Origin of the sequence: Acinetobacter lwoffii, assembly GCF_024129735.1 — a bacterium.
Taxonomy (GTDB): domain Bacteria; phylum Pseudomonadota; class Gammaproteobacteria; order Pseudomonadales; family Moraxellaceae; genus Acinetobacter; species Acinetobacter lwoffii_H.
Genome location: NZ_JAMXXK010000028.1, coordinates 1 through 16,877 on the forward strand (window position 1 = coordinate 1; position 16,877 = coordinate 16,877).

The following is a 16,877-nucleotide window of genomic DNA, read 5'->3' on the forward strand; positions in this document are numbered from 1 at the left end:
AGGTTGGATGTGGAAGCATAGTGATATGTGAAGCTGACCAATACTAATTGCTCGTGAGGCTTGACTATACAACACCCAAACAGTTGTTGTACGAACTTCGAAAGAAGTGAGGATCGATTGATTCGATATTAAACAAAGTGACTTGATTTAGTTACGCTAAACGAACAAACTACTGCAACTCAGATAAATCTGTTAATGAATTCTATTTGGTAGAAAGCAAGGCATCTCAATAAGACCTAGCAAGTATCCATAAACAGTTGTGCTGGCGACCATAGCAAGAGTGAACCACCTGATCCCTTCCCGAACTCAGAAGTGAAACCTCTTAGCGCTGATGGTAGTGTGGGGTTACCCATGTGAGAGTAAGTCATCGCCAGCTCATTATTCGAAACACCCCCTCCGCTAAGGCAGGGGGTGTTTTTTTTATGCGTGGGATTTAGTGGAAAGCTTAGACACTAATTCTTTATTAAAATAAATTCTATTTATAATTTTTAAAATATATTTATTTACTTTTCTATGCTGAATTTAGACCAGAAACTCTGTATCTTGATGTTAATTTGGACAATAAATCAGTATGGAGAAGATAATGCTGTCGCAATTTAAAATAAAAATTCTACTCAGTTGTTGTGCTTTAGCATTTACTGGCTGTCATGCAGAGAATCCATCTTCTAGAAGTACTCAAGAGACATCTACATCAGCTGCCAAATCGAATGCAGTCTCTTCAAGTGTGCAAAAATATAAAGCTGAACAGGTTGCTCAATTTAATGAGCCGTGGGCGATTACTACTTTAAATGATGGCCGGCTATTGATTACTGAGCGCAAAGGAAAATTGCAGCTCTTTGATCCAAAAACCAAGAAAAAAATTGAAGTTAAAGGTATACCTCAAGTCGCATATGGAGGCCAGGGTGGTTTAGGTGAAGTGGCCTTACATCCAGATTTTGCAAAGAATCGGTGGGTATATCTGAGTTATGCCGAACAAGGCCAAGGCGGATATGGTGCAGTGGTGATCCGTGGCAAACTGGACTTAAATCAAGCCACCCCTCAACTGACACAAATTGAACGAATCTGGACGCAAGTTCCGAAATTTTCAGGCCAGGGACATTATGCCCATCGGATTATATTCGGGTCGGATGGTAAGTTATGGATCAGTTCAGGAGAGCGTCAGCAATTTGATCCTGCACAGGACATGCAATCTAATGCCGGTAAAATTATTCGCCTGAATGATGATGGCTCAATCCCTGCCGATAATCCTTTTAGGACTCAGGGTAAAATTGCCCAGCAGGTCTGGAGTCTCGGACATCGTAATCCTCTAGGCATGGCTTTTGATCCGAAAGGGCAGCTTTGGGTGATCGAAATGGGACCGAAAGGCGGCGATGAACTGAACAAGATTGTCAAAGCTAAAAATTATGGTTATCCGTTAGTGTCTAATGGCAATCATTATGATGGCAAGCCCATTCCTGATCACAGTACCCGACCTGAATTTGAAGCCCCGGCACTGGATTGGACTCCGGTAATTTCTCCTTCAGATTTAATATTTTATACGGCTAATGTCTTCCCGCAATGGAAAAATAAGGCGATTGCGACCGGTCTGTCTTCCAAGGCGATTGTGATTGTGGATACGAACCAGACCCCAGTGAAAGAAGTTCAGCGTCTGGATATGAAAGAGCGGGTTCGCGGGGTTGCTCAGGCACAGGATGGTTCACTGTGGGTGATTCAAGATGGTCCGCAAGCAGCTCTGTTAAAAATGACAGCACCTTAATCCTCTGCTTTTAGGATGCTTATCTAAATATGAAATATTGAATAAGCTGACCATCTGAATAAAAATCTTTTTAAGCTGATGCTGGCATGAAAGAAAAAGGCCTCTACATCCTGTGAAGGCCTTTTCATATTCTGTTAAAGGTATAATGTCTGTTATACCGATCAGCATCCTGCTAGGTGAATTTTTTTATTTTTCTTACAAGACTTCCTGTCTTGGTATGATCTGAATATAGCCTGAAGCGATACAACGCAATAGGGCAGTTTAACTGCATGGATTGTAGGTCAAAGCCGACAGCCGAATTTTAAAAGATAATTTTAAAAATACTGTTTCAAAATGATCATCTGACCAAATCATAAACTGCGGTGATGATTTTGCTGTATGTTAGCGAGAGAAAACTCTTTTGATATGCATCAACTGATTTAAATAAAACGTCGATAAAATAATAAAAAGGAAACTCCTATGCCTACGATTCAAATTGAAGTTCGGCAACAATATCCTCAAGCAGTTGAGGAACAATTGCTCAACAACGTATTTCATTGTGTACAAACCGCCTTTCAGCTGCCTGAATATGATCGTAATATTCGTCTGGTCGTGCATGAAGCGCATCGTTTTCAGTATATGAGCCATTTAGCTAAACCTGAATATTTCACCTTGATCAGTATTGACTGTTTTGCTGGCCGCAGTCTGGAGACCAAGTGCAATTTGTATAAGCAGATGGTCAAAAGTCTCGTGGAAATCGGTATTCCCGCAGATCATATTCTGATTCATCTGAGAGAAAGTGCATTGGAAAATTGGGGGATACGGGGAGGACAAGCAGCCTGTGATGTTGATCTCGGGTTTAAGGTTGATGTCTGATGTATCCCGATTAGTATTCACGTTACATCTAAAGTTTAAAAACAAAAAAGCCTCAACATCCTGTCGAGACTTTTCTGGATTTGCTTCTCAGATCTGACTCCTGTCTAATCTGTCAACGTCCTGTTGATTGGCGCTTTTTATTGTTGTCGTATCGCTTTGCAGACTTCCTGTCTGTCTATGTACTCACTATAGCCTCGCATAAAACGACCGCATAGCGGCTAAACTCTGCGCTGCATGTAGGCTAAAACGTACAGGACTGTCGTCCACATTAAGCACTGACATATTGAATCAGTCTATCTACCACAGCTTTTAAGTTTTTATTATCAAATTCATTGCCTTGGAAGGAATAATCTTTGTTGCGCGCAAAGATGTCCCGGATTTCAATCACGGCATTGGTATCCACCAGTCCAAGTTGAGTGCCGACTTGACGAATCTGGTCAATTGAACGTGAGCCGTTGGTCGCACCATAACCAATATAAGCTGCCGGTTTGCCTTGCCATTCCTTGCCGAGATAATCCAAGGCATTTTTCAGGGCAGGGCTATAGCCATGATTGTATTCAGGCGTGACAAAAATAAAGGCATCGCCAAGCGCAATCTTGTCGGCCCAGTCTTGCTGTTTGGGTTGATCATAAATTCCGGTCAATGGCGGATGAGCCCCAGAAAATAGCGGAAGATCCCATTCTTTTAGATCGACAATTTCAGTTTCTAAAGTGCTAAAGGCATAACTTTTAATTTCCTGCAGTACCCAGTGTGCCACTTTAATCGCGGTACGTCCCTCACGCACACTCCCAACCACAATATAAATTTTCATGTTTCATCCTTTCTTCGGGTCTGGTCATCAAATTAAATTAATCAGATTTCAGGAAGGTGACTAGAGATGATTTGTATCCGGAATATAAAAAAGCTCCCGAAGGAGCTTTTTTAAAATCAGTTAATTAGCTGATGTCTTACATCAGTTTAATGCCTTGCTGACCCGCAGGTGTCACTTTAAAGATTTCCACTTCAAAAGTGATGTTTTTGCCTGCCAATGGATGGTTAAAGTCTACTTCAGTGATGTCATCATTCACCGATCTCACCACACCATACAAGGTGGCTTTGGCCTTGTCTTCAAACTCGATCATGTGACCTTCGATCGGACGTTCTCCGAACTTCACCGTATCAAATTTCTGGATGTTTTCTGGATTCCATGGACCAAAAGCATCTTCTGGCGGCAGGCTCACCGTACGACGGTCACCGGCACGTAAACCAAACAGTGCTTTTTCAAAACCAGGCAGTAAATTGCCATCACCAATCACCAGGCTGACCGGTTCTTCACGGCTACGGGTATTGTCAATTTCCACGCCATTTTCGATTGCGACAGAAAAGTGCAGCTCGACTTTAGAACCGTCTGCAACCCGGGTTTCTTCGTTAGGATGAATAAAATCAGTCATGTTGTGCTTGCGCCCGTTGAATTCGATGTTTTTCTAAGAAAAAGGTATCAATCAGCATCAGAATAGTGCCTACAGTAATGGCACTGTCTGCGATATTGAAAGCAGGAAAGTGGCTGTTCTGGTAATACACATGAATAAAATCGACTACATAGCCGAGGCTGACCCGGTCGATTAAATTACCGATGGCACCACCCAGAATCAGGGCAATCGCCAATGGTAAAATTTTCATGTCTTTTGGCATGCGCATCAGCCAAAACACAAAGATTACAGACACTAAACCTGCCAGTGAAGTAAAGAAATAGCGTTGCCAACCACCGGCATCGGACAGGAAACTAAAGGCAGCGCCATAGTTATGTAGCAGTGTCCAATTTAAAAAGGGCAGCACAGGAACAGGATCTGCATAGTTCAGATTTGTCACTGCAATCCATTTGGTCCATTGATCCAGAATGATCGCCAGAATGGCCAGTCCAACCCACCATAAATTATGTGGATAGAACTGGAATAAGCCCTTTTTGGTGTGGGTATTAGGCATATTTTCTCTCTTCGCCTTGGCCTGTAGGAAGGTTGATGATACAACGACCGCATAGACCAGGATGTGCAGAATGTGTATTTACATCTGGTAATACATGCCAGCAACGTACGCATTTTTCGCCATCAGCTGCTGAAACTTTCACATTCAAGCCTTCAAGATCAGACGCTTCACCTTGTGCAGCATCAAACGCATTGACGATCACTTGCGATGTGATCAGTACGAAACGAAGCTCATCACTTAACTTATCTAGCACTGCTTTTAATTCAGCATTTGCCCAAAGTTCAACTTTGGCAGACAAGTTCGAACCGACAGTTTTTGCTGTACGTGCAGTTTCAATGAATTTGTTTACTGCAGATTTCACAGCAATGAGCGTTTGCCATTCAGCTTCAGATATTACATTTGCAGTTGAAGCCACAGGAATGTCATACCATTCAGCCGTGAACACGTATTTCTCTGATTGTTCAGGGATTAACGGCCAAGCTTCTTGTGCAGTGAAGCTTAAGATTGGTGACATCCAACGCACGAATGCCTGTACCAGGTGATACAATGCAGTTTGTGCAGAATGACGTGCTTGCGAATCCGCTTTCGTGGTGTATTGACGGTCTTTGATGATATCTAAGTAGAAACCACCCAAGTCATTGATACAGAAATTAGTCAGGGCAGTCGTTACGATATGGAAGTTCATATCTTCGTATGCTTTCTTAATAGTTTCTTGCACTTCAGAAGCACGTTGCAAGATGTATTGATCCAGCGCGATCAATTGATCAACAGGAAGCGCATCTGTTGATGGTTTGAAACCATTGAGGTTCGCCAATAAGAAACGAAGCGTGTTACGGATACGACGATAACCATCAGAGGCACGGCTAAAGATTTCTTTACCAGCCGTCATTTCATAACGGTAATCTGCAGATGCGATCCAGAAACGTAGGCCATCCGCGCCCATATCTTTAATGATGTCTTGCGGCGTGATCACATTACCGATCGACTTGGACATCTTGCGGCCTTTTTCATCGACCACGAAGCCATGCGTCAACAAGCCTTTGTATGGCGCACGTTCATTGATGGCAATTGAGGTCAATAACGACGACTGGAACCAGCCACGGTGCTGGTCTGAACCTTCAAGGTACAAATCAGCAGGATCAGTCAATTCTTCACGTTCACGCAGTACTGCATAATGCGTTGTACCTGAGTCGAACCAAACGTCTAGCGTGTCACGCACAGCATTGTATTGTTCAGCATCATCACCAATGAACTCACGGGCATCACGGTTGTACCAACCATCAATACCTTCTTGTTCGATCAGCTTAGCCACTTCTTCGATCAGTTCAGGCGTACGTGGGTGCAATTCATTGGTGTCTTTGTGTACGAAGAACGGAATTGGCACGCCCCAAGTACGTTGACGTGAGATACACCAATCCGGACGACCTTCAATCATCGCTTGGATACGGTTTTTACCCCAGTCCGGTACAAAGCTGATCTCGTTTTCAATCGCATTCAAGGCATTTTGACGTAGACCTTTAGCATCCATGCTGATAAACCATTGTGGTGTCGCACGGAAGATAATCGGGGTTTTATGGCGCCAGCAATGCGGGTAGCTATGCTTGATCACTACATGTGCCCAAAGCTTGGTTGCTTCAGTTAATGCTGCAATAATTTTTGGATTGGCTTTGTAGATATGCTCGCCTGGGAAGATAGGCGAAGTTGGTAAATACACACCATTACCACCGACTGGGTTTTCAACTTTGAGGTTGTACTGTAAGCCAACTTTATAGTCGTCCACACCGTGACCCGGTGCAGTATGTACAGCACCTGTACCGCTCGCATCGGTGACATGTTCACCCAAAATCACTGGCACTTGGCGTTCAGCAATTAAAGGATGTCGAAGAACTAAATTCTCAAGTTTTGCACCTGTGAATTCAGCAAGCACTTCAAACGCAGTAAAGCCATAACGCTGAGTCGCAGACTCAACCAATGATTTCGCCAAAATGAAGTTTTGTGATGCTTTGTCTTCACCAATTGCTTTCACCAGTTGGTATTCAAGTTCAGCGTGTAATGCAACCGCTTGGTTGGCAGGCATGGTCCAAGGCGTTGTTGTCCAAATCACGATATCCGTGCGATCAGCAACGTCTACGCCTAAACGTGCAGATAAATCCGCTAAATCAACAACGGTGAAACCGACGTCAATTGCATCTGATTTTTTATCCTCGTATTCAACTTCAGCTTCAGCCAATGATGAACCACAGTCCAGACACCAGTTGACTGGTTTAAGACCTGGCTCGATATGACCTGCTTTTGCGATTGCACCCAGTGAACGTACGATGTCGGCTTCTTGTTTGAAGTTCATCGTGAGGTAAGGATTGTCCCAATCACCGAATACGCCCATACGTACGAAGTCTTTCTTTTGAAGTTCAACTTGGGTGTAGGCATATTCACGGCAGGCTTTACGGAAGGTAGACGCATCTACCTTCACGCCGACTTTGCCGACTTTTTCTTCGACTTTGAGTTCGATTGGTAAACCGTGACAGTCCCAGCCTGGTACATATGGCGCATCAAAACCATCCATGACACGACTTTTGATAATGATGTCTTTGAGTACTTTGTTGACCGCATGACCCAAATGGATTTGACCATTGGCATAAGGAGGGCCGTCATGAAGCACGTATTTTTTCTTGCCAATACGCGATTCACGAATCTGCTGATAAATGTTGTCGGCATACCACTCTTCTAACCATTTCGCTTCACGTACTGCCAAATTTGCTTTCATTGCAAAGTCAGTACCTGGGAGGTTTAGCGTGGCTTTATAGTCCACTGCATTTTCAGGAGTTTGCTTATCGCTCATGCAAGTCGTCTTCCAATCTAATCAGTTATGTCACTGACACGTTTTACAATAAAAATATGGGATATTAAAAGGGAAATGTGGGGTGATTTCGACGAAACTCAAGCAGTTTCTCGACATCATCATCAATTCCGGCTTTTAGCGCTTCAAGCGAAGGATAGTCCTTTTCGCCATGTAAGTAGTTTAAGAACGTCACCCGCATCAACAGGCCATACAGATTAGCAGAAACATCTGGAAAATGTACTTCTAATCGCCACTCTGGATGTGCTTGTTTGATGGCTGGACGTGTGCCGACATGACCGGCCCCAAACAGGGCAGTCGCGTCATAACCCGCAATACCGGTTTGCGTTGCAGAGTCGGCTTTTACTTTGTCTTTTAAGGATTGGGTTTCGCAAATGACTTCCACCCCGTAAATGCCATTCAGACAGGGCTTATGACGGTTGAGCCGTACATTAATGGTGGGGAAATCAATGGTTCGACCAATCTGATCACCATATTGCACCCGCCCGGTAATGCTATAAGGACGACCCAGCAATTGTGCGGCCAGCGCCAAATCACCGGCTTGCAAGGTCTGGCGAATCCGGGTGGAACTGACGCGTTCACCATCTAGAACAATGGTATTTAAATTGGTCACTTCAAAGCCGTAATTGCGCAGGAATTCGCTATTGCCCTGGCGGTTTTTACCAAAGTGAAAATCATCGCCCAAGACCAGATGCCGGGCATTGAGTTTTTCTTTTAAAATATCAGCAAAGGCTTCTGCAGTCAGACTACGAAAAGTATGGTCAAATTTCGCCACCGCGATATAGTCCACACCCAACTCAGTCAGGTATTCAACTTTTTCACGCAAGGATGAAATACGCGGTGGGGCATCATAACCCTGAAAGTATTCAAGTGGTTGCGGTTCGAAAATCATCACCACAGATTTTAAACCCTGTGCTTCAGCCACCTGTTGCAGCTGACGGATCATCGCCTGATGGCCTAAATGCACGCCGTCAAAATTACCGATCGTCACGGCAGTTTTGGGTAATTCAGAATGAGAGGCTAAAGCATTTAGACGGAGCAGCTGCATGGGCAAATCAAGTGCTTAGAAATATCGAGAGGCTATATATTGCCATAATCTCGCGCTTTCGTCTTGCTGTTGTGTTTTTATGCAATATTTTTCTTGAAAATTCATCTTCCTTGGAATTGAGCCGACTGGTTTTTCTACGTACTAAGTTATATCTGAGTATGTCTGATCAGAGCACAGATGCTTTTCATTCAGCCGGTTTTGTTTTCTAATGTCAGGGTTTTTCTTGATATCAGGTGTTTCGAATGTCCGATCTGGCACTCATCATGGCTCTACCCAATGAATCCAAAGGCTTGTTTGAAGCAGAAGGCATTCAGGTGCATTACAGCGGGATTGGTAAAGTCAACGCGGCCTTTAAAGCTTTTGAGGTGATTCAGAACACCGGTTGCAGTACCGTGCTGAATTTGGGAAGCGCTGGGAGTTCGCATTTCAATGCGCATGAACTGGTCGAAGTCACGCAATTTGTACAGCGTGATATGGACGTTTCACCCCTCGGCTTTGAGATCGGCATGACCCCGATGGATCAGCATTTCCCGGGTGCGATTGAGCTGGAGCCTTTCTTTGACCATTTGCCGAAAGGGATTTGTGGAACAGGCGATAGCTTTGAAACCGGTATTTCAAAAGTGGCGTGTAATCTGGTGGATATGGAAGGCTATGCCTTGGCCAAAGTCTGTAAAAAGCTGGGCGTTCGGCTTATTTCAGTGAAATACATTAGTGATGGGGCCAATGAGACTGCACATCTGGATTGGGAAGAAAATCTGTTATTGGGTGCGAAAAAATTATTAGATTTATATCAAATGGTAAAATAAATAGGAAAGTTAAGTTTGCTCGGCGACCATAGCAGCTATGGTCGTGTGCCAATCAGAAGCGCTTGCTTATTTATCCGTGCGTGGAATCACGCCGTATAACATCATGTGTACCGTATGCTGGATAATGCGTTGCTGCATGCTGCGGTTACGCAAGGTTTTACCCGTGACCATTTCCATTTGAGTGGCAAAGTCTGCATAGTTCTGGGTAATCGCCCAAATATTCAGAATCAGTAACTCAGGATCAATATTTGCAGAAATTTTGCCTTGCTCCTGCCAGTTGGAAATCACTTTGGCTTTACGCTTGACCAGTTTTTTTAGCGGACCTTTTAAAATTTCCAGAATATGCGGTGCACCTTGAATCACCTCCAAAGCAAATAAACGGGATGCTTTAGGCTGGGTACGCGACACTTCAATTTTTTGCATCAAATAATTGGTGATCGCTTCTTCAGGTTCAAGTTCAGCTTCAAGGGTTTGTAAAGGCGCCAGCCATTTTTGTAGAACGGTGGTTAACACCTCAACATACAGGGCTTCTTTATTTTCATAATAATAGAAAATATTCGACTTATGCATTTCTGCAATTTGTGCGATTTCATCCAGACTTGCCCCATTAAAACCATATAGGGAAAATACGTCTAGTGCAGCATTTAGCAGCTGATTGCGTTTTTGAGTACTCTTTTTTTGTTCCATTAGCAAATATAAAAAACAATGAAAAAGGGAATCCTCAATTGTACGGCAAATCATCAGATTTGTGCACACAGTCACAGGCTAATTTTTTGAATAATGATGATTTATTCTCTAGATCAATATTTAAAACAGGCTAAATGCATTTACACTAGGAGAAAAATTCAAGTTTCTGAAAATACTTCATTTATTCATTTTTTTTCTTCATCAATGCAAGAGAGGAATAATACTGAAATGAATCTGATAAAAATGTTCTCTTATTGAGATAAATGTATTTTTATAAGAATAAGACCCAAAACCATGCGCGATTTTGGGTTGGAGTGGGTATTCAGGTCGCTAAAACTGCCTGCAAGACCTGCTGTTCTAGTTCTGCAAATGTCACACTTTTTTGCCGGGGACGTGGCAAATTGACCTTAAATTCTTTGGCAATATGGCCTTTGTCCAGCAAGATAATCCGGTCTGCCAATTGCACTGCTTCACTGACATCATGCGTGACCAGAATGGCGGTAAAGCCTTGCTCGGTCCAGAGACGTTCAATCAGGTTCTGCATTTCCAGACGTGTCAGGGCATCCAGGGCGCCGAGCGGTTCATCCAGCAGTAGAATACGCGGCTGATGCGATAATGCCCGCGCCAAGGCGGTACGTTGCCGTTGTCCTCCAGAAAGCTGTGAAGGCCACAGTCCGGCTTTTTCTTTGAGTCCGACCTTTTCCAGCATTTGCGAAGCTTTGGCATGCTGCTCCTTCGGTAAACCGAGTTGAACATTCTGTTCGATGCTACGCCAGGGCAGCAGGCGAGGGTCCTGAAACATCACCCGGATATCATCGGTAGTAATGCCTTCGCGAATATGCCGGGCTGACTTAAACTTGATTTCGCCGTAGCTTTGCTGTTCCAGATCGGCAATCAGGCGCAATAAGGTACTTTTACCACAACCACTGCGACCGACAATTGCCAGAAATTCACCCGGCTGGATATGCAGGTTCAGATCTTCCAGAACTTTGACCGAACCGTAAAACTTATGCAGCTGTTCAATGATAATTTCGGCACCGATCACTGCAGCAGGATTGATATCTGCCGCAGGTTGGTCCAGTGGCACAATCGGGTCATTGGCATGACGCCCTAAACTGAGATCAGTCATCACATGCTCCTCATTTATTCTTTATTTTTGATAGCCGGCATGCCAGCGCAGCAGGAATCGCTCTAAGGCCACGGCCAGAACATCGGCCAGTTTGCCGAGCAGGGCATACAGTAAAATACCTACCAAAACCACATCGGTTTGTAAAAATTCACGTGCATTCATGGTCATATATCCAATACCGGACTGGGCAGAAATGGTTTCGGCAACGATTAACAGTACCCAGACCAGACCCAGAGAAAAACGCAGTCCGACCAGAATTGACGGCATCGCACCCGGCAGAATAATTTCTTTATACAGTTGCCAGCGAGTTAAGCCGTAGCTTTTGCCCATCTCGATCAATTGCGGATCGACAGAACGAATCCCATGATAGGTATTGATATAAATCGGGAAAAATACCCCAATCGCCACCAGAAACAATTTGGCAGATTCATCAATCCCGAACCATAAAATCACTAGGGGAATAAGGGCCAGTGCAGGAATATTCCGAATCATCTGCAAGGTCGTATCGAGCAGGGTAGAGGCGGTTTTGGATGAACCATTTAACAGACCCAGCAATAGGCCCAAACCACCACCCACCAGTAAGCCGCTGATGGCACGCCCCGCACTGACTTGCACATGCGTCCACAGTTCACCGCTGAGCAATAAATTCCAGAAGGCTAAAACCACGGCACTCGGTGCAGGCAGAATCCGGCTTTCCAGCAGGCCTGTGCTAGAGGCAATTTGCCAAACTGCAATCAAGAAAATTGGAACCAGCCAGGGCAGCAGATGCTGCCCCAGAATTGTTCCACGTGAAACCTGCTTTGGGGTCAGGGTTTCAACGGAAACGACTTTTGACATTAAGCAGACTCCTTAATTTTCTCAGCCTGCTTGTTCTCGTCCGGTGTGTAGTTGTTCGCCACGATTTCACCAAATGGACCGGTCAAGTTTGGTTGAGTGAGTTTTTGCTGGGTTTCCAGTGGAAGTAAAGGGAATACCAGTTCTGCAAAACGGATGGATTCTTCCAGATGTGGATAGCCTGAGAAAATAAAGGTGCTGATCCCCAGATCGGCATATTCCTGGATACGTGCAGCGACAGTTTCCGGATCGCCGACCAGTGCCGTACCTGCACCACCACGAACCAGACCCACACCTGCCCAGAGGTTTGGAGAAACTTCGAGTTTGCTGCGATCGCCATTGTGCAGTTCTGCCATACGGCGCTGACCGACCGAGTCCATGGATTTGAACTTGGCTTGGGCTGCAGCGATAGTGGCATCATCCACATATTGAATCAGTTCTTCAGCCGCCGCCCAGGCCTGCTCATTGGTTTCGCGTACGATCACGTGTAAACGGATCCCGTAATTCAGTTCACGACCTTTAGCTGCAGCCTTGGCTTTTACCACTGCAATTTTTTCTTTGACTGCTGCCGGTGGCTCGCCCCAGGTCAAGTAAGTATCGACCTGATCCGTGGCCAGCTCAATGGCATCATCCGATGAGCCACCAAACCATAAAGGCGGATGCGGCTGCTGAATGGGTGGATACAGCAATTTTGCATCATCGACACTTAAGCGTTCGCCATGGAAACTAAAGCTTTCACCGGTATGTGAGCGTTTTAAAATTTCACGCCAGATGGTGGTGTATTCAGTTGCTGTTTTATAGCGGGTTTTGTGATCTTCATAGACGCCGTCACCTTTTAGTTCCTGTTCGTCACCGCCAGTGACCAGATTTAGCAACACCCGGCCATTGGACAAACGGTCAAAGGTCGCAGCCATGCGTGCAGCCAGTGCCGGCGTGGTCACACCCGGGCGCAACGCCACCAGGAATTTTAATTTTTTGGTCGCATCAATCAGGCTGGCTGCGGTTAACCATGGATCTTCACAAGAACGGCCGGTTGGAATCAGGACACCTTCATAACCTAAGTTATCTACCGCAACGGCAATCTGCTTCATGTAGGCATGATCTACAACACGTGCGCCCTTGCTGGTGCCTAAGTAACGACTGTCGCCATGAGTGGGGATAAACCAGAAAATATTCATGTGATATTCCTTAAATTAAATCATCTTGTTTGCTAATCAATGTGTGGCTGCTGGCGACCAGATATGTTTCTGAACGCTGATAGTTTTGGGAATCAGTTGAACCTGCTGGAAGAGATCGGCAATATTCTGTTGGGCTTTGATCACTTCCGTCGTTAATGGTTGTACCGGCGAAGGTTTAAGACGACGCTCAAATGCAATCTTTGCCACCTCTGGTTTCAGACCGGTACTTTTCTGATAAATATCTAGAGCTACAGCCTGGTTTTTAAGAATCCACTGGTCAGAGGCATTTAAAGCCTGAATAAACTTCCCGGGACTATCCGGATGCTTCTGAATAAATTCGGGATTGCCGATATAAAAGGAGTAGGTTTGTGGAAAGTCACTGGATTCAATCAGCACCTTAACCTTGCTGTCGAACTCGGCTGCACCCAGAAAGGGATCCCAGATTGCCCAGGCATCAATGGCTTTTTTGTCAAAAGCAGCACGTGCATCCGCAGGGGGAAGCCAAATGGCTTGAATCTCTGACCACTCCAATCCTGCTTTTTCCAGGGTTTTGGCCAGAAGTTCATGGGCACTTGAACCTTTTTGAACCGCGATCCGTTTTCCTTTCAACTGTTGAATGTTTTGAATCGCACTGTCTTTCGGCACGACCACGGCCAAAGAATTTCCCGCCACTTTTTCAAAGGCCACGTAGCTCAGGGCTTTGTCTGCCGCCTGTGCAAAAATAGGCGGAGTATTTCCCACATAGCCATAATCCACTGCACCGACCGCTAAGGCTTCCAGCATTTGTGGACCTGCCGGAAACTCTTTCCATTCAATTTTGGCACTCGGGAATTGTTGTTCTAATAGCTTTTCATCGCGTGCCACCAGCAGATTCAAGGCTGATTTCTGAAAGCCAATCGCAATGGTTTTTACCGGTTGTGTTGCTTTGGTGTCTGCAGCAGTCTTTTGCTGTGCTTCCTGTTTCTGACAGCCAGTCAGACTAAAGCTCAATAACGCTAAACTGATATAAGAAACTGTTTTTAAATGACTCATCTTTATTCTCGAATTATTCTGCTGTTATTTAATAATTGCTGCATCAATATTCAGCTTTTGTGGAATCAGCTGCTGCGCATAAAACGCATCGGCGACCTGTTGCTGTTTTTGAATCACGTCAGTCGTGAGGGGTTTAACACCGAAGCCCATGCGTGAAATAGAGGTTTTTAAGACATCGACGGCTAGACCTGTCGGTTTTTGCAGGAGCTGAGCGGCAGCGTCCTGATTTTTTGCGACCCAGTCCGTGGTCAGGTTTAGTTCATTGACAACCGCCTGTACCACCTGAGGATGGCTTTCTGCGAACTTGCGATCTGCCAGATAGAATTGGTGGTTGCTCACCACATTTTCACCGCTGGCAATGACACGCGCACCAATCTGATGTTCAGCAGCTGCAAAGAACGGATCCCAGATGACCCAGGCATCAACTGCACCACGTTCAAATGCAGCACGTGCATCGGAAGGTGGTAGATAAATCACTTCAATATCACCGAGTGTCAGCTTGTTGGCTTCCAGAACTTTTAACAGCAGGTAATGCACATTTGAACCTTTGTTCAGGGCTACCCGTTTGCCTTTCAGATCCTGAATAGACTGGATTGGTGAATCTTTCGGTACAATCAAGGCTTCGGCCTTAGGTGCTTGCGGCTGATTGGCCACATAGACCAGATTTGAGTTGGCCGCCTGGGCAAAAATCGGTGGTGCTTCACCGGCTTCACCAAAAGAGATGCTGCCGACATTCAGGCCTTCAAGCAATTGCGGGCCAGCCGGAAATTCTACCCATTTCACATTGACCCCTTGCTGTTTTAAGCTGGTTTCCAGCGTACCGCGTTCTTTTAAAATAGGTAATACGCCGTATTTTTGGAAACCGATATTCAGGGTAATGGTCTCTTCTTTTTTCGAGCAGCCTGAAAGCATCATGACACCCACCATCGCAGTACCAAGTACCACAGTCTTTGCTAAAAACTGAACATGAGATTGGCGCATGAATCAAAACTCCCGAAAATGACAAACTAGTGAATGAAAACTTAGACACACGCTAATCGTTTTTGTTTTTTCAAAAAAATAACTATTCAGGAATTTCTAATGAAGAAAAAAGATAAATAAAAAAGCGCAAAACTTATGCGAAAAAGTGATTTATATAAAAATGAATATTTACTATTTAAGTTAATCAAACTTATGAAATTTATAATTATTTCTTTAAATCTAATCTGCTGATATGTTTAGCTGAAAAGCAGCATTGCAATTTTAAAATTTAAATCGAGATTGCCAGATATCTTTATCTAAAATTAAGCTAAGGCACCAAAAGAAAAAGTCACTTTAAAGTGACTTTTTGCAAACAATGGAATTGCGTTGATAATTATAAAAAGCCTGACGGGCATCCGGCAGGTCATCGACTGAAGCCGGTTCAAAGCCTTGTTCCAGAAACCAGTGCGCGGTGCGGGTAGTTAAAATAAACAGTTGCTGAATCTGCATGCTTTTGGCTTTTTCTTCTAGATAATGCAGGATCTGGCTACCCCGATTAGACTTGCGATAACTGGGATGTACCGCAACACAGGCAATTTCTGCAGAACGCAATTCATCCCCTGTCGTCGGAATCGGGTAGAGGGCGGCACAGGCCAGAATCATGCCGTCCCGTTCGATTACGGCAAACTGGTTGATTTCATTTTCCAGACGTTCACGGGAGCGATAAACTAGAATACCTTCTTCTTCCAATGGACGCAGCAAACCGATCAGGCCACCGACATCCTGAATATCTGCCATCCGCACTTCTTCATAATGTGCATCGGTGACCAGAGTGCCGGAACCATCACGGGTAAACAGTTCTTCCAGCAGGGCACCATCATAGGCATAAGAAATCAGATGCACCCGATGTACGCCGTTCATGGAGGCTTCCTGTGCGGCTTTTAACTGTAATCCTCTTTCCAATGCATCTTGCTCGACCGGAATAAAATCATCCAGTTGTTGCGGTGTCACTTCGCGTTTGAGTTGGCCGTTACTGTCCATCAGACCATGCTGCTTACCGAGAAAAATCAGTTTATCTGCCTTGAGGCGAATCGCAGTTTTGGTAGCGACTTCTTCAGCCAGCAGATTAAAAACTTCTCCGGTAGTGGAATAACCGGTCGGGCCAAGCACCACAATATTATGACTGTCCAGATGGCGCTGAATCGCATCGGTATCAACCGCGCGCACTTCACCGGTCAACTGAAAATCGATACCATCGCGGATGCCATACGGCTTGGCGGTGACAAAATTCCCTGAAACGGTATCAATCCGGGCGCCATACATCGGCGAATTGGCCAGTCCCATAGACAGCAGTGCTTCAATTTGTAGGCGGATCGAACCGACGGCATTCATCACGCAGCTTAAAGATTCACGTGTGGTGACCCGACGCTGCTGGTAAAAAGGCGTCGTAATCTGGCTTTGAGCCAGATTCTGGTTAATTTGCGGACGTGCACCATGTACCAGAATCAGCCGAATGCCCAAAGAATGTAATAAAGCAATATCGTGAATAATATGCTGAAAGTTATCATTTAAGACGGCTTCGCCATCAAACATGATTACAAAGGTTTTATTGCGGTGCGCATTGATATAAGGCGCAGAATGGCGAAACCAGTGCACATATTGCAAAGTTGTGCTTTGTGACGTTTCTGCTGAAGTCATGCTGTGCCCATTTCAATGATTGAAGATCCAGCTTTGATTCTAATGAAAAAAAATGCAAGTGGAAGTGCAGATATA

15 protein-coding genes and 1 rRNA gene are annotated in these 16,877 nt (G+C 44.9%); 4 read left to right on the forward strand and 12 right to left on the reverse strand.

Going from position 1 to position 16,877, the window contains the following annotated elements; genetic code table 11:
* Positions 1 to 261 precede the first annotated feature (261 nt).
* The 3 genes from rrf (at position 262) to NI469_RS09290 (ending at position 2,611) form a co-directional block, all read left to right on the forward strand.
* Positions 262 to 376, forward strand: a 5S ribosomal RNA gene (rrf, locus tag NI469_RS09280).
* A 207-nt stretch (positions 377 to 583) separates the two neighbouring features.
* The gene (locus NI469_RS09285) at positions 584 to 1,756 is read left to right on the forward strand and encodes a PQQ-dependent sugar dehydrogenase (RefSeq protein WP_253174950.1); all 1,173 of its coding nucleotides are present in this window, start codon (positions 584 to 586) and stop codon (positions 1,754 to 1,756) included.
* 459 nt (positions 1,757 to 2,215) lie between these two features.
* Positions 2,216 to 2,611, forward strand: coding sequence for a tautomerase family protein (locus NI469_RS09290; protein ID WP_005261480.1), 396 nt, complete (start codon positions 2,216 to 2,218; stop codon positions 2,609 to 2,611).
* Positions 2,612 to 2,879: 268 nt separating this feature from the next.
* Here the strand turns inward: NI469_RS09290 and NI469_RS09295 are convergent, their stop codons facing one another.
* The 5 genes from NI469_RS09295 to ribF all read right to left on the reverse strand — a co-directional run bounded on the left by NI469_RS09295 (position 2,880) and on the right by ribF (position 8,478).
* Entirely contained in the window at positions 2,880 to 3,422 is a 543-nt protein-coding gene (locus NI469_RS09295; RefSeq protein WP_004281216.1) for an NADPH-dependent FMN reductase, read from the reverse strand.
* Positions 3,423 to 3,558: 136 nt separating this feature from the next.
* Positions 3,559 to 4,041, reverse strand: coding sequence for an FKBP-type peptidyl-prolyl cis-trans isomerase (locus tag NI469_RS09300; RefSeq protein ID WP_004281217.1), 483 nt, complete (start codon positions 4,039 to 4,041; stop codon positions 3,559 to 3,561).
* Complete coding sequence (gene lspA / locus NI469_RS09305; RefSeq protein WP_004281218.1) at positions 4,034 to 4,573, reverse strand: signal peptidase II; 540 nt, start codon at positions 4,571 to 4,573, stop codon at positions 4,034 to 4,036. The genes NI469_RS09300 and lspA overlap by 8 nt, the downstream gene beginning before the upstream one ends.
* Positions 4,566 to 7,412 carry an isoleucine--tRNA ligase gene (gene ileS, locus NI469_RS09310; protein WP_253174951.1) on the reverse strand — a complete coding sequence of 949 codons (2,847 nt, stop codon included), beginning with the start codon at positions 7,410 to 7,412 and terminating at the stop codon, positions 4,566 to 4,568. The genes lspA and ileS overlap by 8 nt, the downstream gene beginning before the upstream one ends.
* 64 nt (positions 7,413 to 7,476) lie before the next feature.
* Positions 7,477 to 8,478, reverse strand: a complete 1,002-nt coding sequence (gene ribF, locus NI469_RS09315; protein WP_253174953.1) for a bifunctional riboflavin kinase/FAD synthetase — start codon at positions 8,476 to 8,478, stop codon at positions 7,477 to 7,479.
* 242 nt (positions 8,479 to 8,720) lie between these two features.
* Here ribF and NI469_RS09320 point away from each other — a divergent pair, with 242 nt between their 5' ends.
* A complete protein-coding gene (locus NI469_RS09320) occupies positions 8,721 to 9,284 on the forward strand; it encodes a 5'-methylthioadenosine/S-adenosylhomocysteine nucleosidase family protein (protein ID WP_044108772.1) in 564 nt (187 codons plus the stop codon).
* Between the two features lie 66 nt (positions 9,285 to 9,350).
* On the opposite strand, the gene NI469_RS09325 is transcribed toward NI469_RS09320, so the two are convergent.
* The 7 genes from NI469_RS09325 to argA all read right to left on the reverse strand — a co-directional run bounded on the left by NI469_RS09325 (position 9,351) and on the right by argA (position 16,802).
* On the reverse strand, positions 9,351 to 9,971 hold the full coding sequence (locus tag NI469_RS09325; protein ID WP_044108773.1) for a TetR family transcriptional regulator C-terminal domain-containing protein: 621 nt from the start codon (positions 9,969 to 9,971) through the stop codon (positions 9,351 to 9,353).
* A gap of 322 nt (positions 9,972 to 10,293) precedes the next feature.
* A complete protein-coding gene (locus tag NI469_RS09330) occupies positions 10,294 to 11,100 on the reverse strand; it encodes an ABC transporter ATP-binding protein (RefSeq protein WP_253174955.1) in 807 nt (268 codons plus the stop codon).
* Between the two features lie 21 nt (positions 11,101 to 11,121).
* Positions 11,122 to 11,937 (reverse strand): aliphatic sulfonate ABC transporter permease SsuC, encoded by an 816-nt coding sequence (gene ssuC / locus NI469_RS09335; protein ID WP_004647159.1) that lies wholly within the window; start codon positions 11,935 to 11,937, stop codon positions 11,122 to 11,124.
* Complete coding sequence (gene ssuD, locus NI469_RS09340; RefSeq protein ID WP_253174957.1) at positions 11,937 to 13,112, reverse strand: FMNH2-dependent alkanesulfonate monooxygenase; 1,176 nt, start codon at positions 13,110 to 13,112, stop codon at positions 11,937 to 11,939. Before ssuD ends, ssuC begins: the two co-directional genes overlap by 1 nt.
* A 36-nt stretch (positions 13,113 to 13,148) precedes the next feature.
* On the reverse strand, positions 13,149 to 14,144 hold the full coding sequence (locus NI469_RS09345; RefSeq protein WP_253174959.1) for an aliphatic sulfonate ABC transporter substrate-binding protein: 996 nt from the start codon (positions 14,142 to 14,144) through the stop codon (positions 13,149 to 13,151).
* A gap of 24 nt (positions 14,145 to 14,168) precedes the next feature.
* On the reverse strand, positions 14,169 to 15,125 hold the full coding sequence (locus tag NI469_RS09350) for a sulfonate ABC transporter substrate-binding protein (RefSeq protein ID WP_219307928.1): 957 nt from the start codon (positions 15,123 to 15,125) through the stop codon (positions 14,169 to 14,171).
* A gap of 333 nt (positions 15,126 to 15,458) precedes the next feature.
* A complete protein-coding gene (gene argA / locus NI469_RS09355; RefSeq protein WP_004729045.1) occupies positions 15,459 to 16,802 on the reverse strand; it encodes an amino-acid N-acetyltransferase in 1,344 nt (447 codons plus the stop codon).
* Positions 16,803 to 16,877 lie beyond the last annotated feature (75 nt).